This is a genomic window from Paracoccus sp. 228 (genome assembly GCF_000967825.1).
GTDB classification, from domain to species: domain Bacteria; phylum Pseudomonadota; class Alphaproteobacteria; order Rhodobacterales; family Rhodobacteraceae; genus Paracoccus; species Paracoccus marcusii.
The window spans coordinates 76,437-101,254 of the sequence record NZ_JYGY01000005.1 but is presented as its reverse complement, the minus strand read 5'-3'; the positions used below and the strand labels follow the sequence as shown (position 1 = coordinate 101,254).

26 protein-coding genes are annotated in these 24,818 nt (G+C 69.7%); 13 read left to right on the top strand and 13 right to left on the bottom strand.

The window, feature by feature from the left end; all coding sequences use genetic code 11:
- Window positions 1-88 precede the first annotated feature (88 nt).
- The 10 genes from SY26_RS22235 to SY26_RS15285 are packed head-to-tail and all read left to right on the top strand — an operon-like array spanning window position 89 to window position 10,036.
- Window positions 89-1,357, top strand: coding sequence for a DUF4202 family protein (locus SY26_RS22235; protein WP_369799444.1), 1,269 nt, complete (start codon window positions 89-91; stop codon window positions 1,355-1,357).
- A gap of 42 nt (window positions 1,358-1,399) precedes the next feature.
- Entirely contained in the window at window positions 1,400-3,679 is a 2,280-nt protein-coding gene (locus tag SY26_RS15325; RefSeq protein ID WP_046001245.1) for a bifunctional salicylyl-CoA 5-hydroxylase/oxidoreductase, read from the top strand.
- Window positions 3,676-4,401: an SDR family NAD(P)-dependent oxidoreductase gene (locus tag SY26_RS15320; protein ID WP_046001244.1), complete on the top strand. Its 726-nt coding sequence runs from the start codon at window positions 3,676-3,678 to the stop codon at window positions 4,399-4,401. The genes SY26_RS15325 and SY26_RS15320 overlap by 4 nt, the downstream gene beginning before the upstream one ends.
- Window positions 4,398-4,832: a MarR family winged helix-turn-helix transcriptional regulator gene (locus SY26_RS15315; protein ID WP_046001243.1), complete on the top strand. Its 435-nt coding sequence runs from the start codon at window positions 4,398-4,400 to the stop codon at window positions 4,830-4,832. Before SY26_RS15320 ends, SY26_RS15315 begins: the two co-directional genes overlap by 4 nt.
- Window positions 4,829-5,641 (top strand): enoyl-CoA hydratase family protein, encoded by an 813-nt coding sequence (locus SY26_RS15310; RefSeq protein WP_084693878.1) that lies wholly within the window; start codon window positions 4,829-4,831, stop codon window positions 5,639-5,641. Before SY26_RS15315 ends, SY26_RS15310 begins: the two co-directional genes overlap by 4 nt.
- Window positions 5,642-5,689: 48 nt before the next feature.
- On the top strand, window positions 5,690-6,820 hold the full coding sequence (locus SY26_RS15305) for an acyl-CoA dehydrogenase family protein (protein ID WP_046001241.1): 1,131 nt from the start codon (window positions 5,690-5,692) through the stop codon (window positions 6,818-6,820).
- Window positions 6,817-7,206, top strand: coding sequence for a thioesterase family protein (locus SY26_RS15300; protein ID WP_046001240.1), 390 nt, complete (start codon window positions 6,817-6,819; stop codon window positions 7,204-7,206). The genes SY26_RS15305 and SY26_RS15300 overlap by 4 nt, the downstream gene beginning before the upstream one ends.
- Window positions 7,199-7,594 carry a RidA family protein gene (locus SY26_RS15295; RefSeq protein WP_046001239.1) on the top strand — a complete coding sequence of 132 codons (396 nt, stop codon included), beginning with the start codon at window positions 7,199-7,201 and terminating at the stop codon, window positions 7,592-7,594. Before SY26_RS15300 ends, SY26_RS15295 begins: the two co-directional genes overlap by 8 nt.
- A gap of 10 nt (window positions 7,595-7,604) precedes the next feature.
- Window positions 7,605-9,218: a benzoate-CoA ligase family protein gene (locus SY26_RS15290; RefSeq protein WP_046001238.1), complete on the top strand. Its 1,614-nt coding sequence runs from the start codon at window positions 7,605-7,607 to the stop codon at window positions 9,216-9,218.
- The gene (locus SY26_RS15285) at window positions 9,215-10,036 is read left to right on the top strand and encodes a tryptophan 2,3-dioxygenase (RefSeq protein ID WP_046001237.1); all 822 of its coding nucleotides are present in this window, start codon (window positions 9,215-9,217) and stop codon (window positions 10,034-10,036) included. The genes SY26_RS15290 and SY26_RS15285 overlap by 4 nt, the downstream gene beginning before the upstream one ends.
- Window positions 10,037-10,134: 98 nt before the next feature.
- On the opposite strand, the gene SY26_RS15280 is transcribed toward SY26_RS15285, so the two are convergent.
- Window positions 10,135-10,854, bottom strand: a complete 720-nt coding sequence (locus SY26_RS15280) for a GNAT family N-acetyltransferase (RefSeq protein ID WP_046001236.1) — start codon at window positions 10,852-10,854, stop codon at window positions 10,135-10,137.
- The gene (locus tag SY26_RS15275; RefSeq protein WP_045983329.1) at window positions 10,851-11,591 is read right to left on the bottom strand and encodes a molybdopterin-binding protein; all 741 of its coding nucleotides are present in this window, start codon (window positions 11,589-11,591) and stop codon (window positions 10,851-10,853) included. The genes SY26_RS15280 and SY26_RS15275 overlap by 4 nt, the downstream gene beginning before the upstream one ends.
- A 102-nt stretch (window positions 11,592-11,693) precedes the next feature.
- On the opposite strand from SY26_RS15275, the gene map reads away from it, so the two are divergent.
- Window positions 11,694-12,491 (top strand): type I methionyl aminopeptidase, encoded by a 798-nt coding sequence (map, locus tag SY26_RS15270; protein ID WP_046001235.1) that lies wholly within the window; start codon window positions 11,694-11,696, stop codon window positions 12,489-12,491.
- Between the two features lie 150 nt (window positions 12,492-12,641).
- On the opposite strand, the gene SY26_RS15265 is transcribed toward map, so the two are convergent.
- Window positions 12,642-13,235: a YqgE/AlgH family protein gene (locus SY26_RS15265; RefSeq protein WP_046001439.1), complete on the bottom strand. Its 594-nt coding sequence runs from the start codon at window positions 13,233-13,235 to the stop codon at window positions 12,642-12,644.
- 103 nt (window positions 13,236-13,338) lie between these two features.
- Here SY26_RS15265 and SY26_RS15260 point away from each other — a divergent pair, with 103 nt between their 5' ends.
- On the top strand, window positions 13,339-14,139 hold the full coding sequence (locus SY26_RS15260) for a protein-disulfide reductase DsbD domain-containing protein (RefSeq protein ID WP_046001234.1): 801 nt from the start codon (window positions 13,339-13,341) through the stop codon (window positions 14,137-14,139).
- Here SY26_RS15260 and SY26_RS15255 read toward each other — a convergent pair.
- From SY26_RS15255 to SY26_RS15235, 5 genes are read right to left on the bottom strand one after another with little or no spacing between them, the layout of a single operon-like run.
- Window positions 14,136-17,486, bottom strand: a complete 3,351-nt coding sequence (locus SY26_RS15255) for an efflux RND transporter permease subunit (RefSeq protein WP_046001233.1) — start codon at window positions 17,484-17,486, stop codon at window positions 14,136-14,138. The two genes, SY26_RS15260 and SY26_RS15255, sit on opposite strands and share 4 nt — an antisense overlap.
- Entirely contained in the window at window positions 17,479-18,807 is a 1,329-nt protein-coding gene (locus SY26_RS15250; RefSeq protein ID WP_052715323.1) for an efflux RND transporter periplasmic adaptor subunit, read from the bottom strand. The genes SY26_RS15255 and SY26_RS15250 overlap by 8 nt, the downstream gene beginning before the upstream one ends.
- 54 nt (window positions 18,808-18,861) lie before the next feature.
- Window positions 18,862-19,668 carry a uracil-DNA glycosylase family protein gene (locus SY26_RS15245; protein WP_046001232.1) on the bottom strand — a complete coding sequence of 269 codons (807 nt, stop codon included), beginning with the start codon at window positions 19,666-19,668 and terminating at the stop codon, window positions 18,862-18,864.
- 27 nt (window positions 19,669-19,695) lie between these two features.
- A complete protein-coding gene (locus SY26_RS15240; protein WP_046001231.1) occupies window positions 19,696-20,397 on the bottom strand; it encodes a response regulator in 702 nt (233 codons plus the stop codon).
- 7 nt (window positions 20,398-20,404) lie between these two features.
- The gene (locus SY26_RS15235) at window positions 20,405-20,923 is read right to left on the bottom strand and encodes a MarR family winged helix-turn-helix transcriptional regulator (RefSeq protein ID WP_046001230.1); all 519 of its coding nucleotides are present in this window, start codon (window positions 20,921-20,923) and stop codon (window positions 20,405-20,407) included.
- A gap of 156 nt (window positions 20,924-21,079) precedes the next feature.
- On the opposite strand from SY26_RS15235, the gene SY26_RS15230 reads away from it, so the two are divergent.
- On the top strand, window positions 21,080-21,946 hold the full coding sequence (locus tag SY26_RS15230; RefSeq protein WP_369799449.1) for a branched-chain amino acid aminotransferase: 867 nt from the start codon (window positions 21,080-21,082) through the stop codon (window positions 21,944-21,946).
- Window positions 21,947-21,989: 43 nt separating this feature from the next.
- Here SY26_RS15230 and SY26_RS15225 read toward each other — a convergent pair whose 3' ends face one another.
- The 5 genes from SY26_RS15225 to lptA form a co-directional block, all read right to left on the bottom strand.
- Window positions 21,990-22,178, bottom strand: a complete 189-nt coding sequence (locus SY26_RS15225; protein WP_045983215.1) for a hypothetical protein — start codon at window positions 22,176-22,178, stop codon at window positions 21,990-21,992.
- Between the two features lie 82 nt (window positions 22,179-22,260).
- Window positions 22,261-22,725: a PTS sugar transporter subunit IIA gene (locus tag SY26_RS15220; protein ID WP_046001228.1), complete on the bottom strand. Its 465-nt coding sequence runs from the start codon at window positions 22,723-22,725 to the stop codon at window positions 22,261-22,263.
- Between the two features lie 104 nt (window positions 22,726-22,829).
- On the bottom strand, window positions 22,830-23,405 hold the full coding sequence (hpf, locus tag SY26_RS15215; RefSeq protein WP_045984022.1) for a ribosome hibernation-promoting factor, HPF/YfiA family: 576 nt from the start codon (window positions 23,403-23,405) through the stop codon (window positions 22,830-22,832).
- A 179-nt stretch (window positions 23,406-23,584) separates the two neighbouring features.
- On the bottom strand, window positions 23,585-24,319 hold the full coding sequence (lptB, locus tag SY26_RS15210) for an LPS export ABC transporter ATP-binding protein (protein ID WP_046001227.1): 735 nt from the start codon (window positions 24,317-24,319) through the stop codon (window positions 23,585-23,587).
- Window positions 24,319-24,798: a lipopolysaccharide transport periplasmic protein LptA gene (lptA, locus tag SY26_RS15205; RefSeq protein ID WP_046001226.1), complete on the bottom strand. Its 480-nt coding sequence runs from the start codon at window positions 24,796-24,798 to the stop codon at window positions 24,319-24,321. Before lptA ends, lptB begins: the two co-directional genes overlap by 1 nt.
- Between the last annotated feature and the right edge of the window lie 20 nt (window positions 24,799-24,818).

The window sequence follows — 24,818 nt, the reverse complement described above, 5'->3', positions numbered from 1 at the left end:
TCCGCAGGACGGGGGGCGGCGCCCCCCTGCCCGCTTGCCACCTGCGCGCGCCCCGCGCACACTCCCCCCGAACCAGCCGGAGCCCGCGATGACCCGCCTCGACCATGCCTTCACCGCTATCGATGCCGCCAATGCCCAGGATCCGAACCTGGACGACGGCAAGCCTGCGAACCTCCTCTATGGCCAGCGCATGACGGCGGAACAGCAGCGCCTGTTCCCCGACGCCGACGACGTTCTGCGCATCGCCTGCCGCGGCCAGCATGTCGAACGCTGGCTGCTGCCGCGGGCCGACTATCCGATGAACCGCCCCGGCTATCTGGCCTGGCGCCAGGAACAGGGCCGCCGTCACGCGGATCGCATCGCCGGCATCATGGCCGATGCGGGCTATGACGCCGATGACATCGACCGCGCCCGCAAGATGCTGACGAAACAGGGCATCAAGCGCGACCCCCAGGTGCAGGCGCTGGAGGATGTGATCTGCTTCACCTTCATCCGCTGGTATCTGGGCGACTTCATGGCCGAACAGCCCGATCACAAGATCCCCCGCATCATCGAGAAGACCGCCCGCAAGATGTCGGCCGAGGCCCGCGCTCGCGCCTTGGCCGAATTCCCCATGCCCGCGGCGCTGGCCCAATATTTCCACGACGCCGATCAGCCGCAGACCCTGTCGCGCGCCGTCATCGTCTCGCATGGTCAGCCCGGCGACCCCGCCCCCCAGCAGGCCGCCATCGAGGCGCTGGCCGCCCAGGTCGCGGCCCACGCCCCCGGCGTCGAGGTCCTGGGCGCGACCTTGGCCGACCCCGACGCCCTGCCCCGCACCTGCCGCAGCGACTGCATCATCTATCCGATGTTCATGGCCGAGGGCTGGTTCACCGGCGTCGAACTGCCCCGCCGCCTGACCCAGGCCGGCGCGCCGGGCGCGCATATCATGCGCCCCTTCGGCACCGATCCGGGCCTCGACGCGCTGGTCGTCGAAAAGGCGCGGCAGGCGGCGGAGACGCAGGGCTGGGCGCTGTCCGACACGACGCTGCTGCTGTCGGCGCATGGATCGCAGCGCGGACAGGCCAGCCATGACATCACCATGGCGCTGGCCGCCCGCATCGCGCCGCATTTCGCCCGCGTGGTCGCGGGCTTCGTCGAACAGGAGCCCTTCATCGCCGACGCCGCCCGCGGCCTCGACCGCGCCATCAGCCTGCCGCTGTTCGCGCTGCGCGCCGAGCATGTGCTGGACGACCTGCCGCAGGCGCTGGATCAGGCGGGCTTCACCGGCCCGCGCCTGGACCCGGTGGGCCTGGCCCCCGAAGTGCCCGCGATGATCGCAGCCTCCATCGCCAGAGAAGTTTCAAGCTTGAAATGATTTCGGACCCGTGCCAGCCTGCATCGCAGGAGGTGGCACGGGATGAAGATTCTCTGTCTGGGTGGCGGGCCTGCGGGCCTTTACTTCGCGATCTCGATGAAGCTGCGCGACCCGTCGCATGACGTGACCGTGCTAGAGCGCAACGGCGCGGGCGACACCTTCGGATGGGGCGTGGTGCTGTCCGATGACGCGCTGTCGCGGTTGCAGAAGAACGACCCGTCCTCGGCCCAGGCGATCCGCGATCACTTCATCTACTGGGACGACATCGCGGTCATCCGCGACGGCCACCGGCAGGTCTCCGGCGGGCACGGCTTCGCGGGCATCGGGCGGCGTCAGCTGCTGATCCTGCTGCAGGAGCGGGCGCGCGACCTGGGCGTCGATCTGCAGTTCCGGACCGAGTTCCAGACCGCTGAACATTATCGCCGCGACTATGACCTGGTCGTCGCCTGCGACGGGCTGAACAGCAAGGTCCGCACTGAGTATGCGGACGTGTTCCGCCCCGACATCGACATGCGCCGCTGCAAGTTCGTCTGGCTGGGCACGAAACAGAAATTCGACGACGCCTTCACCTTCATCTTCGAAAAGACGCCCCAAGGCTGGCTCTGGGCGCATGTCTATTCATTCGATGCCGACACCGCGACCTTCATCGTGGAATGCGCGCAAGAGACCTGGGATGCGATGGGCTTCGAGGGCATGACGAAAGAGCAGATCGTCGAGACCTGCCGCGCGGTCTTCGCGGATCATCTGGGCGGGCACGAGCTGATGTCGAACGCGGCGCATCTGCGCGGCTCCGCCGTCTGGATGAACTTTCCCCGCGTCATCTGCGAGCGGTGGTATCATGAGAACGTGGTGCTGATGGGCGATGCGGCGGCGACGGGGCATTTCTCGATCGGGTCCGGCACGCGGCTGGCCTTGGACAGCGCCATCGCGCTGGCCGATTACCTGCATTCCGAACCTGACCTGCCCCGCGCCTTCGAACGCTATCAGGAGGAACGGCGCATCGAGGTGCTGCGCCTGCAATCGGCCGCCCGAAACAGCCTGGAATGGTTCGAGGAGGTCGAGCGTTACCTGGACCTAGACCCGATCCAGTTCACCTATTCCCTGCTGACCCGCAGCCAACGCATCGGGCATGAGAACCTGCGCCTGCGCGACCCGGATTGGGTGCGCGAGGCCGAGGACTGGTTCCAACGGCAGGCCGGCGGCCAGCCGGGCCGCGCGCCGATCTTCGCGCCCTTCCGCCTGCGCGACATGGCGCTGAAGAACCGCATCGTCGTCTCGCCCATGGCGCAGTACAAGGCGCAGGGGGGCTGCCCGACCGACTGGCACCTGGTCCATTACGGCGAACGCGCCAAGGGCGGCGCGGGCCTGGTCTTCACCGAGATGACCTGTGTCAGCCCCGAGGGCCGCATCACGCCCGGCTGTCCGGGCCTCTACGCGCCCGAGCATCAGGCGGCCTGGCGGCGGATCACCGATTTCGTCCATGCCGAGACTGATGCCAGGATCTGCTGCCAGATCGGCCATTCGGGCCGCAAGGGCTCCACCCGCATCGGGTGGGAGGGGATGGACCGGCCGCTGGCGGAGGGGAACTGGCCGATCATGGCGGCCTCCGCCCTGCCCTGGTCCGAGGGCAATGCCGTCCCGCAGGAGATGACCCGCGCCGACATGGAGGCGGTGACCCAGCAGTTCGTGGCCGCGACCCGCATGGCGGATGCGGCAGGCTTCGACATGATCGAACTGCATGCGGCGCATGGCTATCTGCTGTCGGGGTTCCTGTCGCCGGTGTCGAACCGGCGCACGGATGACTATGGCGGCAGCCTGGAGAACCGCCTGCGCTGGCCGCTGGAGGTCTTCGCCGCCATGCGCGCCGTCTGGCCCGAGGACAGGCCCATGTCGGTGCGCATCTCGGCCACGGACTGGACCGAGGATGGGGTGACGCCCGACGAATCGGTCGCCATCGCGCGGGCCTTCCATGCGGCGGGGGCGGATATCATCGACGTCTCGGCCGGTCAGACGACGCCCGAGGCGCGGCCCGTCTATGGGCGGATGTTTCAGACGCCCTTCTCGGACCGCATCCGCAACCAGGCGGGGCTGGCCACGATGGCGGTGGGCAACATCACCGACGCCGATCAGGCCAACGGCATCCTGATGGCCGGGCGCGCCGATCTGGTGGCCATCGGGCGGCCGCATCTGGCCGACCCGTATTGGACGCTGCATGCGGCGACGGCCCTTGGTGATCCGGCGGACTGGCCCCTGCCCTATCACGCAGGCCGCGATCAGGCGCGGCGACTGGCCGCCAAGCAGGCCGAGGAGATCCGCGCATGACCCGCGTCCTGATCACCGGCGGCGGCAGCGGCACGGGGGCCGACATGGCCCGCGCCTTTGCGGCTGAGGGCCATGAGGTCGTCATCACCGGGCGCGATGCGGCGAAACTGGAGGCGGTGGCGGGGGGCCTGATCCGCGCCGTGCCGGGCGATGTCAGCGATGAGGATCAGGTCCGCCGCATTTTCGACGACGCCGGCCCCTGCCAGGTGGTCATCGCCAATGCCGGCATCGCCGAGGCCGCGCCCTTTGCCCGCACCACGCTGGACCAGTTCAGCCGCATCATGGCGGTCAACCTGACGGGGGTCTTCCTGACCTTTCGGCAGGCGCTGTCGCAGATGGGACCGGGGGGGCGGTTGATCGCGGTGTCCTCGGCGGCGGGGCTGCGGGGGGCGGCCTATGCTTCGGCCTATGCGGCCAGCAAGCATGGGGTGATGGGGCTGGTGCGGTCGATCGCGCTGGAGGTGGCGGGCAAACAGATCACCGCCAACGCCATCTGCCCCAGCTATCTGGACACCGAGATGACCGGCCGCACGCTGGACGGGATCATGGCCAAGACCGGGCGCGACCGCGACGCGGCGCTGGCCGCGCTGACCGTCCGCAACCCGCAGGGCCGCCTGATCGCGCCCGCCGAGGTGACCGGCGCGGCGCTGTGGCTGGCCTCGGACGCGGCGGCGGGGATGAACGGCCAGGCCATCGTCCTGGACGGAGGCGAGAGCGCATGACCGACCTGTCCAAGCGGCGGCTGAAGACCTGGATTCGCCTTCTGGGCGTCACGCGGGGGGCCGAGAACCACCTGCGCGACTATCTGCGCCGCGCGCATGGCACGACCCTGCCCCGCTTCGACGTGATGGCGGCGCTGTGGCGCAGGCGCGAGGGCGTGACCATGTCCGAGCTGTCGCGCCTGCTGCTGGTGTCGAACGGCAATGCCACGGCGGTCGTCGACCGGCTGGAGGCCGACGGCATGGTCCGCCGCGAGGCCGAGAACGGCGACCGACGCCGCATTCGCGTGCGCCTGACGCCCGAAGGCCTGGAGGCGTTCGAGATCATGGCCCTGGGCCACGAGGCCGAGGTCGACGCGATCCTGGGCCGACTGTCCGAAACCGATCTGGAGGCGCTGCGCGACATCCTGTCCCGCGCCGGGAGGCCCGAATGAAACCCGTCCCCATGGCCGATCTGGCGCCCGAGCATTTCCTGTGGGAGGTCACGGACCGCGTCGCGGTGATCCGCCTGAATCGCCCCGAACGCAAGAACCCCCTGACCTTCGACAGCTATGCCGAACTGGGCGCCTGCTTTCGACAACTGGCCCATGCGTCGGACGTGGATGTGGTGGTGCTCGCCTCCAACGGCGGGAATTTCTGTTCGGGCGGTGACGTGCACGAGATCATCGGCCCGCTGGTCGGCATGGAGATGCCGCAGCTTCTGGCCTTCACCCGCATGACCGGAGAGCTGGTCCGCGCGATGATCCATTGCGGCAAGCCGGTGATCGCCGCGGTCGAGGGGGTCTGCGTCGGCGCGGGCGCGATCATGGCCATGGCCAGCGACCTGCGGCTGGCCGCACCGTCCGCCAAGGCCGCGTTCCTGTTCACCAAGGTGGGGCTTGCGGGCTGCGACATGGGCGCCTGCGCGATGTTGCCGCGCATCGTGGGACAGGGGCGCGCGGCGGAGCTTTTGTACACCGGCCGCGTGCTGCGCGCTGAGGAGGGCGAGCGGTGGGGGTTCTGGAACAGCCTGCATGACGACGTCTTCGCCGCCGCGATGGATCTGGCGCGGGCGATCGCGGCGGGGCCTGTCTGGGCGCATGGCATCACCAAGACGCAGCTGTTGCAGGAATGGACCATGGGTCTGGACCAGGCGATCGAGGCCGAGGCGCAGGCCCAGGCCATCTGCATGACCACGCGCGATTTCGAGCGGGCCTATCGGGCCTTCGTCGCCAAGCAGACGCCGGTCTTCGAAGGCAATTGAGGGCGCCGGGGCTCTGGCCCCGGACCCCGGGATATTTGGGTGAAGAAGATGGATCGCAGCTTTCTGGACTGGCCGTTCTTCGAGGACAGGCATCGCGTGCTGGCCCAGGGGCTGGAGGATTGGGCCCTGGGCGCGCTGCCGGTGGATCACGGCGATGTGGACGTGGCCTGCCGGGGCCTGGTGCGAGCGTTGGGGGACGGCGGGTGGCTGGCGCATTCGGGGGGCGAGGCGCTGGACGTGCGCGCGCTGTGCCTGATCCGCGAAACGCTGGCGCGCCATGACGGGCTGGCGGATTTCGCCTTTGCCATGCAGGGCCTGGGCATGGGGGCGGTGACGCTGTTCGGCAGCGGGCCTCAGCGGGCGTGGCTGGAGCGGACGCGGGCGGGCCGGGCGATTTCGGGTTTTGCGCTGACCGAGCCTGCGTCCGGGTCGGACGTCGCGCGGCTGGCGACCACGGCGCGCCGGGATGGCGACGGGTGGGTTCTGGACGGGGAAAAGACCTATATCTCGAATGGCGGGATCGCGGATGTCTATGTGATCGTCGCGCGGACCGGAGAGGCCCCGGGCGCGCGGGGGCTGTCGGCATTCCTGCTGCCTGCAGAGACACCGGGACTGGAGGTGGTCGGGCGCATCGACGTGATGGCCCCGCATCCGCTGGCGCATCTGCGGCTGACGGGGGTGCGGCTGCCGGGGGACGCGCTGATCGGGCAGCCGGGTCAGGGCTTCCGCATCGCCATGACGGTGCTGGATCATTTCCGCCCCACGGTCGGGGCCGCGGCCCTGGGCTTCGCGCGGCGGGCGCTTGACGAGGCGCTGGCCCGCGTGCGGTCGCGCCAGATCCAGGGCGCGCCGATGGCCGAGCTGCAGATGGTCCAGGGGCATCTGGCCGACATGGCGCTGAAGATCGACGCCGCCGCCCTGCTGATCTATCGCGCGGCCTGGGCCAAGGACCAGGGCGCGCCCCGCATCACGCGCGAGGCGGCGATGGCCAAGCTGTACGCCACCGAGATCGCGCAGGAGGTCATCGACCAAGCCGTGCAGTTGCATGGCGGCGACGGCGTGCGCACCGGCAGCACGGTCGAGAGCCTGTACCGTGAGATCCGCGCCCTGCGCATCTACGAGGGGGCCAGCGACGTGCAGCGCGTCGTCATCGCCCGCAGCATCCTGGAGGGCGCATGACCTATACCCGTACCATTCCCATCGAGTTCTGCCACTGCGACCCGGCCGGAATCGTCTTCTATCCCCGCTATGCGGAGATGGTGAACCACATGGTGGAGAACTTCTTTCTGGAGGTCGTGGGGCATGGCTTTGGCCCGATGATGGCGGCCGGCCAGGGCATGCCCACCGTCGCGCTGGAGATGGCGTTCCGCAAGCCCGCGCGGCTTGGCGACCGGCTGGACTGGACGCTGGTGGTCGAGCATCTGGGCCGGTCCAGCGCGCGCTTCCTGGTGCGCGGCGGGGACCGGGTGGAGGCGCGGACCACCGTGGTCTGGATGGACCGCGACTTCACCCCCTCGCCCTGGCCCGACGACATGCGACAGACCCTGGAGGCGCATCATGCATGAACCCCTGCATCCGGCGACGTGGAAGCGCGCCTCGGGCTATTCCAACGGGATCATGGCGCGGGGGCGGATGATCTTCACCGGCGGGCTGGTGGGCTGGGACGCGGATCAGGTCTTTCAGACCGACGATTTCGCGGGCCAGGTCCGGCAGGTGCTGGAGAACATCGTGGCGGTCCTGGCCGAGGGCGGCGCGGGGCCGCAGCATCTGGTGCGGCTGACCTGGTATGTCACCGACAAGCACGAATACCTTGGCGCGCTGCGCGAGGTGGGGGCGGCCTATCGTGACGTGATCGGGCGGCATTACCCGGCCATGGCGCTGGTGCAGGTCGTGGCGCTGGTCGAGGACCGTGCCAAGGTCGAGATCGAGGCCACGGCCGTGGTGCCGGAATAGGGGGACGATCATGCTGGGACCAAGCGGGCACGAGGACAGCTTCACGCGCGACAACCTGCCCCCGCCGGAGGCCTGGCCGCGGATCGACCTGTCCGGATACGACTATCCCGACTGGCTGAACGCGGGGGCCGAGCTGACCGACCGCATGGTCGATCGCGGCTTCGGCGACCGGGTCGCGCTGGTCGGCAACGGGCGGGCCCGGACCTACAAGGAGCTGTCGGACTGGACCAACCGGCTGGCCCATGCGCTGGTCGCGGATTACGGGCTGCGGCCGGGCAACCGGGTGCTGATCCGGTCGGCCAACAACCCCGCAATGGTCGCCTGCTGGCTGGCCGCAACCAAGGCGGGGGCGGTGGTGGTCAACACCATGCCCATGCTGCGCGCCAAGGAGTTGTCCCAGATCATCGACAAGGCGCAGGTGACGCACGCGCTGTGCGACACGCGGCTGATGGATGAGCTGGTGGCGGCTGCCAAGGGCTCGGCCACGCTGACCACCGTGGTGGGGTTCGACGGCACCGCGAACCATGACGCGGAGCTGGACCGCGCGGCGCTGACGAAACCCGTGCGCTTCGAGGCGGTGCGGACCGGGCGGGATGACGTGGCACTGTTGGGGATGACGTCGGGTTCAACGGGCGAGCCCAAGGCCACGATGCATTTCCACCGCGACCTGCTGATCATCGCCGATGGCTATGCGCGGGAGGTGCTGGGAGTCAGGCCGGACGATGTCTTCGTGGGCTCGCCGCCGCTGGCGTTCACGTTTGGGCTGGGCGGGCTGGCGGTGTTCCCGCTGCGCTTCGGGGCCAGCGCGGTGCTGCTGGAGAATGCCTCGCCCCCCAACATGATCGAGATCATCGAACGCCATCGCGCCACGATCTGCGTGACCGCGCCCACGGCGTACCGGGTGATGCTGCGCGCGATGGATCAGGGGGCGGACCTGTCCAGCCTGCGCGTGGCGATCAGCGCGGGCGAAACCCTGCCCGCCCCGATCTGGCAGGACTGGCACGACCGCACCGGCAAGCCGATGCTGGACGGGATCGGCGCGACCGAGATGCTGCACATCTTCCTGACCAACCGGCTGGACGACAGCCATCCGGGCTGCACCGGGCGGCCGGTGCAGGGATACCGCGCGCGGATCGTGGACGATGCGGGACAGGAGGTGCCGCGCGGAGAGATGGGGCGGCTGGCGGTGATCGGGCCGACGGGCTGCCGCTATCTGAACGATGCGCGGCAGGCGGAGTATGTGCAAGGCGGCTGGAACCTGACCGGCGACACCTTCTGGCAGGACGATGACGGGCGGTTCCATTTCGCGGCGCGCTGCGACGACATCATTGTGTCGTCGGGCTATAACATCGCCGGGCCGGATGTGGAGGCGGCGTTGCTGGCGCACGCGGACGTGCTGGAATGCGCGGTGATCGGGGTGCCGGACCCGGAGCGCGGCCAGATCGTCGAGGCGCATGTGGTGCTGGCCCCCGGCGTCGTGCCCGACACCGCGACGGCGGAGCGGTTGCAGCGGCATGTGAAGGACGTGATCGCGCCCTTCAAATATCCCCGCCGGGTGGTCTTCTGCGAGGCCCTGCCCAAGACCCAGACCGGCAAGATCCAGAGGTTCAGGCTGAAGCAATGACCATCGACCCTGCACAGGAAGGCGCGCGCATGTCCTTCGACGGGCGCATGTCCTATGGCGATTATCTGGGGCTGGACCGGCTGCTGACATCGCAGCACCCCCTGTCGGATGCGCATGACGAGATGCTGTTCATCATCCAGCACCAGACGTCCGAGCTGTGGATGAAGCTGGCCCTGCTGGAGATGGGGGCGGCCCGCGACCGGATCGCTGCGGGTGATCTGCGCCCCGCCTTCAAGATGCTGACCCGCGTGGCGCGGATCATGGAGCAGCTGAATTCGGCCTGGGACGTGCTGCGCACCATGACGCCGTCGGAATATTCGACCTTCCGCCCCGCGCTGGCCGAAAGCAGCGGGTTCCAATCGCATCAATACCGGATGATCGAATTCGTCGCGGGCAACCGCAACATGGCGATGATCGCGCCTCATGCGCATCGTCCCGACCTGGCCGAGGCGCTGCGGGCGGAGGCCGCGCGGCCGTCGCTCTATGACGAGGTTCTGGGGCGGCTGCGGGCGGCGGGGTTCGACGTGGCGGCACGCACGTCGCTGGACGCGCCCCATGCGCCGGACGCGACGGCGCGGGCGGCCTGGGCGGCGGTCTATCGCGAACCGGGCCGTTATTGGGAGCTGTATGAGCTGGCCGAGAAGCTGGTGGATTTCGAGGATTACTTCCGCCGCTGGCGGTTCAACCATGTGACGACGGTGGAGCGGATCATCGGCTTCAAGCGCGGATCGGGCGGCACGTCGGGGGTGAACTATCTGCGGCGGATGCTGGACGTGGTGCTGTTCCCCGACCTGTGGGACCTGCGGACCGAACTGTGAGCGGGGCGGACGACCGCGCCTGACCGGCCCTGACGGGCCGGGGTCGCGGCCGTCGGTGGCGCCCGGACCTGCGGTCCGGGCGCGGTCGGTCCGGTGGGTCAGGCGGCGGGGCCGTAATAGGCGTAGCTGCCGGCGGCGGTGAAGCCGAGGCTGGCATAGGTGGCCTGCGCCGTGGTGTTCGCGCGGCTGACGGCCAGGCCGATGCGTGTGGCACCGAGATCCTGCGCCCAAGCGGCGGCTTGGCGCATCATCCAGCCGGCGAGACCCTGGCGGCGGAAGGCAGGCAGGACTTCGACGGCGTGGACCATGGCGGTGCGGTCATGCAACGCGACGAAGCCTGCGCCTGCGGCGCGGTCCCGGATGCGGCCCAAAAGCGCGGCCTTGGGCAGGGGCACGCGGTCGATCACGGCCTGTCTTGCGGGGGTGATGTTACCCGCGCCCCAGATCTGGCGCTGGATCGCCAAGGGGGGCCAGATCGCGAAGGCGGTGACGGGCGGGATCGGCCGGTCGGTCAGCGCAGCGATGGGCGCGGCCATGACCTGGGTCGGGATATGCGCGCCGAGGCCGCGCGCGGTCAGGGCGGCGATCAGGTCAGTCTCATCGTCCCAGGCACGGAACAGCGGCGGCTGGCCCCATGCGGCATGCCGGGCGCAGGCGGCGTCAATGTCCGCATCGCCCCACGGACCGACTGCGATGGCCGAGCTGACGCGCCCGCCCGCCCCTGCGCCCCGCCCGACCAGGAAGCCGCCGCAGCGGACGGTGTCAAACGCGGGCCAGGTCGCCTCGAAGGCGGCGGCCAGATCGGGGTCGGGCCTCACAACCCGATGCGTCCGCGCAGCGCCGCCATGGCCTGATCGACCCGCGCGGCATCCAGGCCCCGCACGACCAGGTTCGTACCCCAGCCCGTGTCGTCGCGGAACGGATAGGACCCAAGCGACAGGTCGGCATATTCGGCGGCGACGGCCTTGAGGTCCTCGGCCACCTCGCTCTCGCCGCGGCGGACTTCGACGGTCAGGGATTGCACGGGTCGACCCACGGGCAGCTGCGGGATCAGCCAGGCGACCATGGCGCGGAAGACCTCGGGGACGCCCGCCATCACATGGGTCGCGCCGATGGAGAAGCCGGGCGCGGCCGATACCGCATTGTCGATCAGCGTCGCACCCACGGGGATGCGGGCCATGCGCAGGCGGTTCTCGTTCAGCTCGACCCCCATGCGGTCGCAGCGCTCCTGCAGCAGGGCGCGGGCGGTGGGGTTGACCTCGACCGTGGTGCCATGGGCGGCGGCCACGGCGTCGGCGGTGATGTCGTCATGCGTGGGCCCGATGCCGCCGGAGGTGAACAAAAGGTCGTACGCCCCGCCCAGGGTCCGGTCCAGCGCGCGGATCGCATCCACGATGCGGTCGGTGTCGTCGGCCACGACGCGGATCTCCTGGAGGTCGATGCCGGTGGCGGTCAGCACCTGGGCCAGGTGATGGGCGTTCCCTTCGCGGGTGCGGCCGGACAGGATCTCGTCGCCGATGACCAGGATGGCGGCTGTGGGGTTGTCGGACTGCATCAGGCTCTCCCTTGGGTGTCGCGCCCCATCTATGCCCGCAGCCGGGGCTGGAACAAGTGGGCGCGCGTCTCTATCTAGGGCGGCAGACAGAAAGGATCAGCGATGGACGAAGGCCGTATCACGAGGGAAGGCATCCGCCTGCACATGCCCGGGGATTTCGCAGGCATGCGGGCGGCGGGCGCCCTGGCCGCACGGATCCTGGACGAGGTGGGGCCGATGGTCGCACCGGGCGTCACCACCGGCGCGCTGGACAATTTCATCCGGGGCCGGGTGACCGAGCTGGGCGCGACCTCGGCCACGATCGGCTATCGCGGGTACCAGCATGCCAGCTGCATCAGCGTGAACCACGTGGTCTGTCACGGCATCCCCGGCGACAAGAGCCTCAAGGACGGCGATATCCTGAACATCGACGTGACGGTCATCCTGGACGGCTGGTTCGGCGATACCAGCAGGATGTACGCGGCGGGCAAGCCGTCGCTCAAGGCGCAGCGGCTGCTGCAGGTGACCCATGACGCGCTGATGAAGGGGATCGAGGCCGTGCGCCCCGGCGCGACCTTCGGCGACATCGGCGCGGCCATCCAGACCTATGCGGAAGAACGGCGCATGTCGGTCGTGCGCGACTTCTGCGGGCACGGGATCGGGCGGGTGTTCCATTCGCCGCCCAACGTGCTGCATTTCGGACGCCCGGGAAAAGGCCCGGTGCTGGAGGAGGGCATGTTCTTCACGATCGAGCCGATGATCAACCTGGGCCGCCCGGAAACCAAGGTCCTGGCCGATGACTGGACGGCGGTGACGCGCGACAAGTCGCTCTCGGCGCAGTTCGAACATTCGATCGGCGTGACGGCCGACGGTTGCGAGATCTTTACCCCTTCGGACCGGTTCTTCCCCGAACTGGCATGATCGATTGCGTCCCGCGGTGGCCGGGGGCGCTCCGCCCCCCGGACCCCCCGGAGGTCGCAATCATTCATTGGTTATGAAAACACCGCAAGGCGTCCTCCGCCCCAGGGGGTCCGGGGGTGGAACCCCCCGGCACCGCGCGGGACGCAAAATTCAGGCGCGGCCGGACGCCGCCGACAAAAGCGACGGATCGATCCCTTGCGCCCGCAGCGCGCGCTGCCACTTGTCCTCGTGCGACAGATCAAAAATCAGGTCCTCGGCGCCATCTCCGGTCAACCAGCCATTGGCCAGCATCTCGGTCTCCAGCTGCCCCGGCCCCCAGCCTGCATAGCCAAGCGCCAGAACCGCAGGGTCCGGGCCATAGCCCTGCGCCAGTTCGACCAGGATGTCGCGCGTCGTGGTCATTGCCAGCGCTTGGCCGATCCGCAAGCGGCCCTCGGGGTCCTGCCCGTGTTCGGCCACCTTGTGCAGCACGAATCCCCTGCCCGGCTCGACCGGGCCGCCAAAGCGAACCTCGATCGGCCGCGCATCCTCCTCGGCCTCGATGCCCAGCTGGTCCAGCAGATCGCCAAAGCCGATCTCGGGCAGCGGGCGATTCAGCACCAGCCCCATCGCCCCCTCGTCGGAATGCGCGCAGACCAACACCACGGACCGCTCGAAACGCGGATCGCTCATGCCGGGCATGGCGATCAGGATCTTGCCGGTCAGGTTGCGGTCTTGGGCGGAATCACCGGTGATGCTGGTCATCATGTCTCCTTTTCATGACAGATCGGCACTGGGGCGGGATGTTGCAAGGCTTGCGCGGAATTGTGACTTTCCGCCCCCGCTGCGCGGGCGCTAGGACAAGGGCATGACACATTTCCCCCGCCCGCTTCTTGCCACCGCCCTGGTGCTTGTCCTGACCGGACCCGCCATCGCCCAGGACGACCTGCCGCCCGGCCTGCGCGGCGCACAGCTGCTGCCCGGATGGACCGAGCCCGGCGGCGCGCGCATTCTGGCGTTGGAACTGTTGCTGGAGCCGGGCTGGAAGACCTACTGGCGCAGCCCCGGCGACACCGGCCTGCCGCCCCAGCTGGACTGGGCGGGGTCACGGAACCTGTCCCATGTCACCCTGCACTGGCCCGCGCCCCAGGCCATCCGATCCGGAGAGACGCTGGAGATGGGCTATCACGACCGCCTCGTGCTGCCCCTGACCGCCCATCCGCAGGACCCCGGCAAGCCCGTCGACATCGCCGCCCAGATCGATCTGGGCCTGTGCGAGAACATCTGCGTCCCCGTGCACCTTGAACTGCAGGCGCCGCCCGTGGGCACGCAGTCGGACCCGGTGATCGCCAGCGCCCTTGCGGCGGAGCCGCAGCGCCTGGACGGCAACCCCGCCTGCGAGGTGACGCCACTGGCAGACGGGCTGCGCGTCGCGATGGACCTGCCGCAGGGCCCGGCCACGCTGGCCGCGGTCGAACTGACCGACAATCCGCAGGTCTGGGTCTCGGCGGCGGACATCCTGCCCGGACCCACGGGCCCCCAGGCAGTGGTCGAGATGGTCGCCCCCTCGGGCAAGCCCTTCGATCTGGACCATGACGCGCTGCGCCTGACGGTGATCCCCGCCGATGGGGGACGGGCGACCGAAACCACCGGCTGCGCCGCGGACTAGGCCCACGCGCGGCGCCCCCGCCGGACCTGCGCCAGGGTCGCCCCCGCCATGATCGCCGCCAGCATCGCCAGATAGGCCAGCAGCGCGCCCCCCGCCCCCGGCCACCCGCCGGGCGCGGCCAAGCCCATCGCGGGCAGCACCGTCACCGGCCCCAGGATCAGCACCAGCCCCGCGACGGCCGCGACCACCGCGCCGCGCATCACGCCGCGCACCGGCCCGGCCCGCAGGCTGCGGCGAAAGGCCCGGCGGGCGCGGGCCAGATCGTCGCCTGCGACCAGCACGGCCGGCACCACCAGCAGCACCAGCACCATCCCGAACCCCAGCCCATAGGCCAGCGTGACCACCGTGGGCTTGAGAAACAGCGCCTGCGACGAACGTTCGTACAACAGCGGGGCCAGGCCCAGGACCGTGGTGGCCGTGGTCAGCAGCACGGGGCGGAACCGGTCGGCGACCGCATCGACGATCGCGGGCCGCAGGGCCCGGGTGGCCCGGTAATCGTCGATGGTCGAGATCAGCACGATGGAATCGTTGATGATGATCCCCGACATGCCGATCAGGCCCACCACGGAAAACAGGCTCAGCGGCAGGCCCCAGGCCGCATGCCCCCAGACCGCGCCGATCAGCCCGAAGGGGATGACCGACATCACCACCAGGGGCCGCGTCCAGCTGGCAAAGATCCACGCCAGCACCATGTAGATGCCGGTCAGCGCCAGCGCGAAGCCGATCAGCGCCTCGGACAGGAACGCGCGCTCCTGCTGGGCCAGGCCGGTGACGTCATAGGTCACACCGAACTGCGCGGCGATGTCGGGCAGCAGGCGGGTCTGCAGGTCGGCGGTGATCGCCGCCGCCCGCGCCGGATCGTCGCCCGAAATGTCGCCGGTAACCTCGATCATCCGCTCGCCGTTCTCGCGGCGGACGACCGAGAAGCCCGCCTCGGTGCTGACCGACACGATGTCGCCCAAGGGCACCCAGGCCCCGGACGCGGTGCGCATCTGCATCCGGTCCAGGAAATCGGCGCGTCGGTCATCCTCGGCCAGTTCCACGGTGATGGCGCCGGTGCGGGTGCCCTCGGGCCAGGTTGCGGCCTCGATCCCGCCAAGGCGCTGGCGCAGCTCGCGCGCAAGCCCGTCGGTGGTAAAGCCCAGGGCCTCGCCCTGGGGCGTCAGGCGCAGCGCCAGCTCGTCCTTGTCGTAATCCAGGCTGTCCTCCAGCGCCGAGACCTCGGGCGCCTCGGCCAGCCGCGCCTTCAGCGCCTCGGCGGCGGCCTTCAGCGTCGCGGCATCCGCGCCGGTCATCAGCACCGAGATGGCATCGCCCCCCGGCCCCGACCGCCCGCCGCGAAAGCTGATCGTTTCCAGCTGAGGGTCGGTGGGCATGGCCTCCTGCAAGGCGGCGACCAGCTCGAAGCTGGAATAGGGGCGGAAATCGGGGTCGATCAGCTCCATCTGGACGGCGCCCAGCAGGTCGGCATCCTTAGTCTCGGCCCCCGGCAGGGGACGGCCCGCATTGCCGCCGACCTGGGTCATCACGTGGGTCAGCGGGCTGATGCCAAATTCTGCCTCATATTCGGCCGCGACCCGGTCCACCGCGTCCTGCACCAGTCCCATGACGCGCAGGGTGTCGTCGCGGGTGGCCCCCTCCAGCATGGCGAAATTGCCCGACACACTGCCCTGTTCGGGCGAATCGAAGAACCGCCACGGCACCGACCCGCTGATCAGCGCCGCCGTGGACCAGGAAAAGCCCACCATGACCAGCGCCAGCACCGGATAGCGGGCGACAAGCACCAGACGCGCCAGCGGGCGCAGAACGCCCGCCACGAACCGGTCCAGCCAGCGGTTCACGACGACCGACGGCCGGTCGTACCAGCGGTCCTTGCCGTGATGGGCCAGCGCGTGCGCCATGTGGTTGGGCAGGATCAGGAAACATTCGATCAGCGATGCCGTCAGCACCAGAATGACGGTCAGCGGAATGTCCGACACCAGCGACCCGAACTGTCCGCCGATCAGCACCAGCCCGGCAAAGGCGATGATCGTGGTCAGGGTCGATGCGATCACCGGCGCGCCCATCGCGCCCGCCGCCCGTTCGGCGGCGATCAGCGGCGGCTCGCCCAGCTTGCGGGCGCGATAGTCGGCATGTTCGCCCACCACGATGGCGTCGTCCACGATGATGCCCAGCGTCAGGATCAGCGCGAACAGAGAGATCATGTTGATCGTCATGCCGACCGCGTACATCATCGCCACCGCCGCCAGCAGCGCCGCCGGGATGCCCGCCGCGACCCAGATCGCGGTGCGGGCGTTCAGAAACAGGAACAGCAGGCCTAGGACCAGCCCCAGCCCCATCAGCGCATTGTCCAAAAGCAGCGACAGCCGGGCCGAGATCTGTTCCGCCCGCGCCCGCACCAGTTCCGCCGTGACCCCCTGCGGCAGGGTCGGCGCCAGCGCGTCGACGGCCGCCTGCACGTCCTGCTGCATGCCGATCGCGTCACCCGATGCGCTGCGCTGGACGGACACCGTGACCGCAGGGTTGCCGTCGACGAAATAGGCCACGCCCCGATCGATGCCCGTGTCGCGCACCTGCGCCACGTCACCGATGGTCAGCTGCGTCCCGTCGGGCAGCGCGGTCAGGACCAGAGCCGAGACCTGTTCGGGGGTGCGTGTCTCGGCCCCCGTGCGCACGCGCGATATGCCCGATGCCACGTCGCCCGCAGGCGTGGGCGCGGCGGCGGCGGCGATGGTCGCCGCGATCTGGTCCAACGTGATGTCGTGCTGCACCAGGGCGGCCATGCGCAGCTGGACCAGGGTTTCGGGGGCGGACAGGCCGGTGACGGACAGCCGCGTCACCCCACGGGCGTACAGGCGGTTGGTCAGGTCGTCCGCGATGCGGCCCAGCTGGTCCAGGCCCACGGGTCCCGAGATCACCACGTCGGTGACCGCGTCGCGCCAGGCGCGGCGCGTGACCTCGGGGTCCTCGGCGCCCTCGGGCAGGTCGCCCGCGGCGGCGATGGCGGCCTCGACCTCGCCGGTGGCGCGGGACATGTCCCAGCCCGGCTCGAACTCCAGGGTGATGCGGGCGCTGCCTTGGCTGGACTGGCTTTCGGTCAGGGACACGCCCTCGACCGCGATCAGCGCGGGTTCCAGCACGCCGACCACCGAGCGGTCCACATCATCCGCCCCGGCCCCGTCCCAGCGGACGGCCACCTGGATCTGCTGGACGACCGTGTCGGGAAAGAACTGCGCCCTGAGGCGCGGCGCGGAATAGAGGCCCGCCACCACCATCACCGCCAGCAGCAGGTTGGCCAGCGTGGCATGGCGCACGAAGGTGCCGATCAGGCCCGGGCGCCTATCCACGGGTGGGGCCCCGGCCCTGCGCCCGCTGATCGGGCCCCTGCGCGGGCACGGGGGCTGCGGCGTCGCGAACGCGGATGCCGGTGCCCAGCTGCGGCGCGCGTTCGGCCACGATGCGCGCCCCTGCCAGGTCGGCCGGCACCGCGATGATCAGATCGTCACCCTGCCGGCGCAGCACGGTCACTGGCGTCGCCTGCAGGCGGCCGTCCTCCCCCGCGACAAGCACGCCGCCATCCGACCCTAGGGCCGCCGCCGGAATGATCGCCGCGTCGGACAGCGCCGGTTCGGCGATGCGCGCGGTCACGAAATCGCCCGGGCGCAGCGCCTGCGCACCCTGGACCAGCCGGGCATAGACCACCCGCCCCGCCGTCCCTTCCGCGACCGAGGCCGCCGCCCGGTCCAGCCGCGCCTGCGCGACCAATGCGCCGGCGCTGCCGTCCAGCGTCACCGTCACCTCGCGGTCCAGCAGGGCGCCGTCCGGGCCCAGCAGGCGCCCGAACTGGTCCAGCGACAGCGGGATCTGCAGTTCCAGCGCCGCGGGATCGATGATCGTGGCCAGCTGTTCGTTCACGCCGACCAGCGCGCCCTCGACCGCGGTGACGGCGGTGACGCGCCCGTCGAAGCCCGCGCGCAGTTCCGTGTCGGCCAGTGCGCGGCGGGCCTCGGTCACGGCGATCTCGGCCCGGCGCAGGGCGTTCTCGGCCGCGGTCACGGCGCTTTGCGCGTCGGCCTGGGCGGCGCGGGCGGCGATCACGGTCTGGCTGGCGGTGGATGCGGCCAGTTCGGCGGTCTCGCGGTCCAGGCTGGTGCCCAGGCCGCGGTCGGCCAGCTGCTCCTGCCGCGTCACCGCGGCGGCGCGCAGTTCGGCCTGGCGGTCCGCCGCGGCCACGTCCTGGGCCGCGATGTCGACGCGGCGGCGCGCATCCTCCAGCACGCCCTGGGCGTCGGCGCGTTCGGCCTGGCTGCTGTCCAGCGCCGCCTGTGCGGCGGACGGGTCGATGCGCGCCAGCAGCTGGCCCGCGACGACCGTGCCGCCCTCCTGCAAGGCGGGGTCCAGCTGGACGATGCGGCCCCCGGCACCCGCGCGAAGCTGCAGTTCGCGTCGCGACAGGACCTGGCCGAATACCTGCATCTGCGGCTGGACCACCCCCTGCGCGACCGTGACCAGCCGCGCAGCATAGACCTGTTCGGCAGGGGCGCGCACCGCGGGTCCGTCCCCGTCCGGCGTCACCGCACGCCACAGGATTCCCGCGGCCAGCATCAGCAGGGCCAGCGTCAGGAAGGTCAGGAACAGCCCCAGAAGGCTGCGGGACAGGAAACGCATGCGGATGGTCCATCTATGGGATGGCCGGGATAGCGCATGATGGGCAAACGAAACCTAAACGGAAAGCGATTCCAGCCGCGCCTGCAGCGACAGAAGGTCCGCCCAGGCCTCGCGCTTGGCGGCGGGGTTGCGCAGCAGATAGGACGGGTGCGTCATGGGCAGCGCGGGCCGTCCGAACGCCTGCACCCACTGGCCGCGCAGGCGCAGGATGCCGCGTTTCTCGATCGCCGCCTGACAGGCGATGTTGCCCATCAGCACGATCAGGTCAGGCGCCACCAGATCGACGTGGCGGCGCAGGAACGGCAGGCTCACGGCAATTTCATCGGGCTCGGGGTCGCGGTTGCCGGGCGGGCGCCATGTCAGGACGTTCGTGACATAGAAGGCGCGTTCCGCATCGACCCCGTCGCGCGACAGCCCGATGGCCGCGAACATGCGGTCCAGCATCTGTCCCGCGCGCCCCACGAAGGGGCGGCCCTGCCGGTCCTCCTCGTCGCCCGGCGCCTCTCCAAGGATCAGGACGCGGGCCTTGGGATTGCCATCGGCAAAGCAGAAATTGCGGGCGCCCTTCTTCAGCTCGATCCCGTCGAACCCCTGCTGGGCCTCGGCCAGCGCGGCCAGGGTGCCAGCCCCGTCGGCCAGTGCCTGCGCCAGGGCCACGCGGCCGGCCAGATCGTCGTCGGCGGGCGGCGGCGGGGCCTGGGGCACGGGGGCCGCGGGCGCCACGCGGGTCGGCAGGTCGAACCGGTCGACCGGCGCATCCAGCATGGGCACGTCGCAGCCCATCTCCAGCTGCCAGTCCAGCAGCGCCAGCGCGCTGTCCCCGTCCAGCGTGATTCCCCGATATGTGGCCTGATCGTTCATCGCCGCACGCTAGGGCCGCGGACCGCCCTAGTCCACCACCAGCATGTAACCGGTGCCCCGCACCGTCTGCAGGAACCGCGGCTCGCGCGGGTCGGGCTCGATCTTGCGGCGCAGGCGGGTGATCTGGACGTCGATGGCGCGCTCTCCGTTCTCGTCCTCGCCGCCGCCCCGGCCCAGGTCGTCGATCAGGTCGGCGCGGCTGACCGGCTGGCCCCGGCTGGCCGCAAGACGGCGCAGCAGCGCGGTTTCCGTGCCCGTCAGGCGCAGGGGCGCGTCGCCGTTCCACAACTCGCCCTTGTCCGTGTCATAGCGCAGCGCGCCAAGCGTCAGGTATTTCGGCTGCGCCACCTCGACCACCGGCACCCGGCGCAGGATCGCACCGATGCGCAGCAGCAGTTCGCGCGGCTCGAACGGCTTGGGCAGGTAATCGTCGGCGCCGCTTTCCAGCCCGCTGATCCGGTCCTCGGTCTCGCCCTTGGCGGTCAGCAGCAGGATCGGCGTGTCGATCCGCTCGCGCAGCGCCCGCGTCAGGGCCAGGCCGTCCTCTCCGGGCATCATCACGTCCATGACGATCAGGTCGAATTCCAGCCCCGCCAGCAGGCGGCGCGCCTGGACCGCGTCACGGGCCATGGTGACCATGTATCCGTTCTTGCGCAGGAACCGCCCCAGCAGCGCGCGGATGCGTTCGTCGTCGTCGACGATCAGCAGGTGGCAGTCGGTATGCGTCATGGCGGCCTCAGCGGTCTTCGGGAAGATCCTTCAGCGCCTGATACTGCGCCCGGGTCTCGGGGTCCATCATCGCTTCCAGAACCTGGCGGAACCCCGACACGGCCTGGGGTCCGGCATTGCGATAGGCGGCGCGCATCCGTGCCCGCTGCGCCTCGGACAGGCGGCGTTCCAGGGCGGTGCCCTTGGCCGTCAGGTGCAGCTGGCGTTCGCGCCGGTCGCGGCGGCCGATGCGGCTGTCGACCAGCCCGTCCTCGATCAGGGTGCGCAGCACGCGGTTCAGCGACTGCTTGGTCACGCCCAGCACCGCCAGCAGCGAGGTGACCGTCAGCCCCGGATCGCGGTTGACGAAATGCAGCGCGCGGTGATGGGCGCGGCCGTAATCCAGCTCGGCCAGGATCAGGTCCGGATCGGCGGTGAAGGCGCGATAGGCAAAGAACATCGCCTCGATCCCGCGGCGCAGCTGGTCGTCGGTCAGGAACAGCAGGTCCTCGCCCATCATCGCCTGGATCCGCGCTTTTTCCTGCATCTGCACCCTCTGTTCGTCACCTGCCCCGGATATGGCAGCGTTGTTGACTTTCTAATCCGTGATTGCTAGCCGTCAAGCATCTTGCGTAACAAACATGCCAAATCCGCCCTGACAGGCGCAAGAATCGAAAAACCGGGCGGCGGATGGAGACATATGATGCTGGCTTACGACGATCGCGACGGCAAGATCTGGATGGACGGGGACCTGGTGGACTGGCGCGACGCCAAGGTACACATCCTGACCCATGCGATGCACTATGCCAGCTCGGTCTTCGAGGGTGAGCGGTGCTATGACGGCAAGATCTTCAAGGGCCACGAACATTCGCTGCGCCTGATCGAATCGGGCCGCCTGCTGGACATGCCGATCCCCTATTCCGCCGAGGAGATCGACGCCGCCAAGGAGGCCGTGCTGAAGGCCAACGGCTTCGAAAACGCCTATGTCCGCGTCGTCGCATGGCGCGGGTCGGGCCTGGACATGGGCGTGTCCGCGGCGCGCAACCCGGTCCGCATGGCCGTCGCGGCCTGGGAATGGGGCAGCTATTACGGCGACGCGAAATGGCAGGGGGCGAAACTGGACGTGGCCAAGTGGAAACGCCCCAGCCCCGAGACCATCCCCACCGCCGCCAAGGCCGCGGGCCTCTACATGATCTGCACCATGTCCAAGCACGCGGCCGAGGCCAAGGGCTGTTCGGACGCGCTGTTCATGGACTGGGAGGGTTACGTGGCCGAGGCGACCGGCGCCAACATCTTCTTCGTCAAGGACGGAGAGGTCCACACGCCTCTGGCCGATCGCTTCCTGAATGGCATCACCCGTCAGACCATCGTGCAGATGCTGAAGGACAAAGGCTATACGGTTCACGAACGCCGCATCACGCCCGACGAGCTGGAGGGGTTCCAGGAATGCTGGCTGACCGGCACCGCGGCCGAGGTGACGCCCGTGGGCCAGATCGGCGACTGGCATTTCCAGGTGGGCCAGATCACCCGCGACGTGGCCGAAAGCTATGAGGCGCTGGTCCGCGCCTGAGGCCTGAATGCGGGACCGCCCCTGCGGGCGGTCCCCGTCGGGGTCACTTCAGGTGACCCCGCGCGATGCGGGCGTATTCGGCGGCCTTGCGGCTGTCCTCGGCCCGGGCATGGGGGCGCGCGTGCAGGGCGCGGATGGCGCTGTGCATCCCGCCCTCGCGGTCCAGGCGCAGGAATTCGCGCAGGCGCGCCGCCCCCTGCATCCGCGGCTTGTCGGCATGATGTCTGGTCATGGTCAGCCCTCCCGTGGGTGTCACCCCCTGGACTATAGGGCCGATCCGGTCCGATTTGAACAGTGTTGTTCGAAAGGCAGGCTCAGGCAGCCTTGATCCCCTGTGCCGCCGACAGGACCGCGTGCAGCGCGACGGGGTCGTCATTGGCGCGCAGCTTGGCACGCAGGTCCTGATCGCGCAGCGTGCGCGACACCAGCGCCAGCGCCTTGAGGTGGTCCACGCCGCTGCTTTCGGGGGCCAGCAGCGCAAAGATCAGGTCGACCGGCTGGCGGTCCACCGCGTCGAAATCCAAAGGCTTGTCCAGCCGCAGGAACAGCCCCGCGACCTTGTCCAGCCCGTGCAGCCGCGCATGCGGCAGCGCCACGCCCTGCCCCACCCCGGTCGGCCCCAGGCTTTCGCGTTCCTGCAGCGCGTCCAGCACCTCGGAGGCATTCAGCCCGTATTCCGCATGGGCCAGATCGGCCAGCTCCTGGAACAGCCGCTTCTTCGAGGTGACCTGTCCCAAGGAACGGACCGCCCCGGGCCGGAGGATTTCAGCAAGTTGCATGGCGCCTTTGTCTTTCCCAAGCTGTCCGCCCCCCGGACATGGCTGTCAGGGGGGCGGCATCCAGTGCGGCCGTCGTCCCGCGTCGTCTGGACGCGGACGTGCGGTCAGCCGTTTCCGCGCGGATCGATCCAACCGACGTTGCCGTCGTCGCGGCGGTGGACGACATTGACGCCGCCGTGTTTCTCGTTGCGGAACACCAGCAGAGGGGTGCCCGACAGTTCCATCTGCATCACCGCATCGCCGACCGACAGGGTGGGCACGCGGCTTTGCATTTCGGCGATGATGATCGGCTGCAGGCTGTCATCCTGCGATTCCCACGCATCCTCGTCGGCGGCCAGCACATAGCTGCCTGCCTCGCCGAAGACAACCGGTTCGGGCCGTTCCTTGTGGTGGTCCTTCAGGCGGCGCTTGTAGCGGCGCAGCTGCTTGTCCATCTTCTCGCGGCAGGCCTCGAAGGCGGCATAGATGTCGGTATCCGTCCCGCGCGCGGCCACGTTCAGGCCGGTGGACAGGTGCACGACCGAATCGCACATGAACTGATGCGCGTCCTTGGAAAAGGTCACCGCCGCATCGGTCGGACGCTGAGAGTACTTCTCGATCGTGGCGCCCAGTTCGGTCTTTACATGCGTGCTGAGGGCATCACCCACATCGATGTGTTTTCCGCTGATGGTATAGCGCATCGTCACTCCTCTCCGGTTGCCCGTCGTCGCGGCGCCTGCCCGCCACTGGTGCCGGCAAGGGCGCGAACGGGTTGAACGGGGCGGCATCTCCGCACCCGCATATCTCAATTTGGTGACAGCGCGCGCCGACTGTCAACGGCCCACACGGGGGCGTGACCCTGAATCGGATTTCCGCGCGCTCAGGACAGCGAGAAGCTGTCGCCCAGATAGACCTCGCGCACGCGCGGATCGGCCACGATCTGGTCGGTCGTGCCCGACATCAGCACATGCCCGTCATGCAGGATATAGGCCCGGTCGACGATGCCCAGGGTCTCGCGCACGTTGTGATCGGTGATCAGGACGCCGATCCCGCGCGACTTCAGCGCATGGACCAGGGTTCGGATCTCGCCCACGGCGATGGGATCGACGCCCGCAAAGGGTTCGTCCAGCAGCAGGAAGCCCGGATCGGACGCCAGGCAGCGGGCGATCTCGGCCCGCCTGCGTTCGCCGCCCGACAGGGCCAGCGCCGGCGCCCCGCGAAGATGCGTGATCGCGAAATCGGCCAGCAGCTCCTCCAGCCGGTCGCGCCTGTGGCGGGGGTCGTCGACCGCCACCTCCAGCACCGCCATGATGTTCTGCTCGACCGTCAGGCCGCGAAAGATCGACATCTCCTGCGGCAGATAGCCGATGCCCATGCGCGCGCGGCGGAACATCGGCAGGCGCGTGACGTCGCGACCGTCGATCAGCACCTGCCCGGCATCGGCCGTGACCAGCCCCGCGATGCAGTAGAAGCACGTCGTCTTGCCCGACCCGTTCGGGCCCAGCAGGGCCACGACCTCTCCGCGCTGCAGGCTGACGGACACGTCGCGGATCACGGGGCGGTTGCGATAGGACTTGCGCAGGCCGCGCACGTCCAGCCCGGAACGGTCAGTCATCAGTTGGACCCCGGCTGCAGGACGGACCGCACGCGCCCCTGGACCTGCGCCGCGCCCGTCGCCAGGTCGACCGTCATGCGCTCTCCGGCCAGCACGTTGCCCCCCTGGGTCAGCAGCACGTCCCCGGTCAGAAGGACCGACCCCGCGGCGACGTCATAGACCGCCTCGGCGGCCTCGGCCGCGTCCTCCCCAGACACCAGGGTCACGTTGCCGGTCGCGGTCAGGCTGTCGATACGCTGCTGGTCGCCGGATGCGTACTGCACGGCGACGCGGTCCGCCGACAGGCGCATCTCTCCCTGGCCGATGACCACGTTGCCGGTGAACAGCGCGGTGCCGTCGGCCTGGTTGACGTCCAGATTGTCGGCCGACACCTCGACCGGGGCCGAGGTGTCGGCCTGCATCCCCCCGAAGGTGGTCTGCGCCAGGGCAGGCAGCGGCGCGGCCAGCGCCAGCGCGATCAGCAGGGGGCGAAGGGTCATCGGGTCCTCGATAGGGCTTC

What these genes read in the sequence shown, in the direction of transcription:
- SY26_RS15240 (WP_046001231.1), bottom strand. Translation starts at nt 20,397, where the DNA reads ATGACGCATACCGACTGCCACCTGCTGATCGTCGACGACGACGAACGC.
- SY26_RS15245 (WP_046001232.1), bottom strand. Translation starts at nt 19,668, where the DNA reads ATGAACGATCAGGCCACATATCGGGGAATCACGCTGGACGGGGACAGC.
- SY26_RS15230 (WP_369799449.1), top strand. Translation starts at nt 21,080, where the DNA reads ATGCTGGCTTACGACGATCGCGACGGCAAGATCTGGATGGACGGGGAC.
- SY26_RS22235 (WP_369799444.1), top strand. Translation starts at nt 89, where the DNA reads ATGACCCGCCTCGACCATGCCTTCACCGCTATCGATGCCGCCAATGCC.
- lptB (WP_046001227.1), bottom strand. Translation starts at nt 24,319, where the DNA reads ATGACTGACCGTTCCGGGCTGGACGTGCGCGGCCTGCGCAAGTCCTAT.
- hpf (WP_045984022.1), bottom strand. Translation starts at nt 23,405, where the DNA reads ATGCGCTATACCATCAGCGGAAAACACATCGATGTGGGTGATGCCCTC.
- SY26_RS15260 (WP_046001234.1), top strand. Translation starts at nt 13,339, where the DNA reads ATGACACATTTCCCCCGCCCGCTTCTTGCCACCGCCCTGGTGCTTGTC.
- SY26_RS15295 (WP_046001239.1), top strand. Translation starts at nt 7,199, where the DNA reads ATGCATGAACCCCTGCATCCGGCGACGTGGAAGCGCGCCTCGGGCTAT.
- SY26_RS15235 (WP_046001230.1), bottom strand. Translation starts at nt 20,923, where the DNA reads ATGCAGGAAAAAGCGCGGATCCAGGCGATGATGGGCGAGGACCTGCTG.
- SY26_RS15250 (WP_052715323.1), bottom strand. Translation starts at nt 18,807, where the DNA reads ATGCGTTTCCTGTCCCGCAGCCTTCTGGGGCTGTTCCTGACCTTCCTG.
- map (WP_046001235.1), top strand. Translation starts at nt 11,694, where the DNA reads ATGGACGAAGGCCGTATCACGAGGGAAGGCATCCGCCTGCACATGCCC.
- SY26_RS15290 (WP_046001238.1), top strand. Translation starts at nt 7,605, where the DNA reads ATGCTGGGACCAAGCGGGCACGAGGACAGCTTCACGCGCGACAACCTG.
- SY26_RS15285 (WP_046001237.1), top strand. Translation starts at nt 9,215, where the DNA reads ATGACCATCGACCCTGCACAGGAAGGCGCGCGCATGTCCTTCGACGGG.
- SY26_RS15310 (WP_084693878.1), top strand. Translation starts at nt 4,829, where the DNA reads ATGAAACCCGTCCCCATGGCCGATCTGGCGCCCGAGCATTTCCTGTGG.
- SY26_RS15325 (WP_046001245.1), top strand. Translation starts at nt 1,400, where the DNA reads ATGAAGATTCTCTGTCTGGGTGGCGGGCCTGCGGGCCTTTACTTCGCG.
- SY26_RS15275 (WP_045983329.1), bottom strand. Translation starts at nt 11,591, where the DNA reads ATGCAGTCCGACAACCCCACAGCCGCCATCCTGGTCATCGGCGACGAG.
- lptA (WP_046001226.1), bottom strand. Translation starts at nt 24,798, where the DNA reads ATGACCCTTCGCCCCCTGCTGATCGCGCTGGCGCTGGCCGCGCCGCTG.
- SY26_RS15300 (WP_046001240.1), top strand. Translation starts at nt 6,817, where the DNA reads ATGACCTATACCCGTACCATTCCCATCGAGTTCTGCCACTGCGACCCG.
- SY26_RS15225 (WP_045983215.1), bottom strand. Translation starts at nt 22,178, where the DNA reads ATGACCAGACATCATGCCGACAAGCCGCGGATGCAGGGGGCGGCGCGC.
- SY26_RS15220 (WP_046001228.1), bottom strand. Translation starts at nt 22,725, where the DNA reads ATGCAACTTGCTGAAATCCTCCGGCCCGGGGCGGTCCGTTCCTTGGGA.
- SY26_RS15315 (WP_046001243.1), top strand. Translation starts at nt 4,398, where the DNA reads ATGACCGACCTGTCCAAGCGGCGGCTGAAGACCTGGATTCGCCTTCTG.
- SY26_RS15305 (WP_046001241.1), top strand. Translation starts at nt 5,690, where the DNA reads ATGGATCGCAGCTTTCTGGACTGGCCGTTCTTCGAGGACAGGCATCGC.
- SY26_RS15320 (WP_046001244.1), top strand. Translation starts at nt 3,676, where the DNA reads ATGACCCGCGTCCTGATCACCGGCGGCGGCAGCGGCACGGGGGCCGAC.
- SY26_RS15265 (WP_046001439.1), bottom strand. Translation starts at nt 13,235, where the DNA reads ATGACCAGCATCACCGGTGATTCCGCCCAAGACCGCAACCTGACCGGC.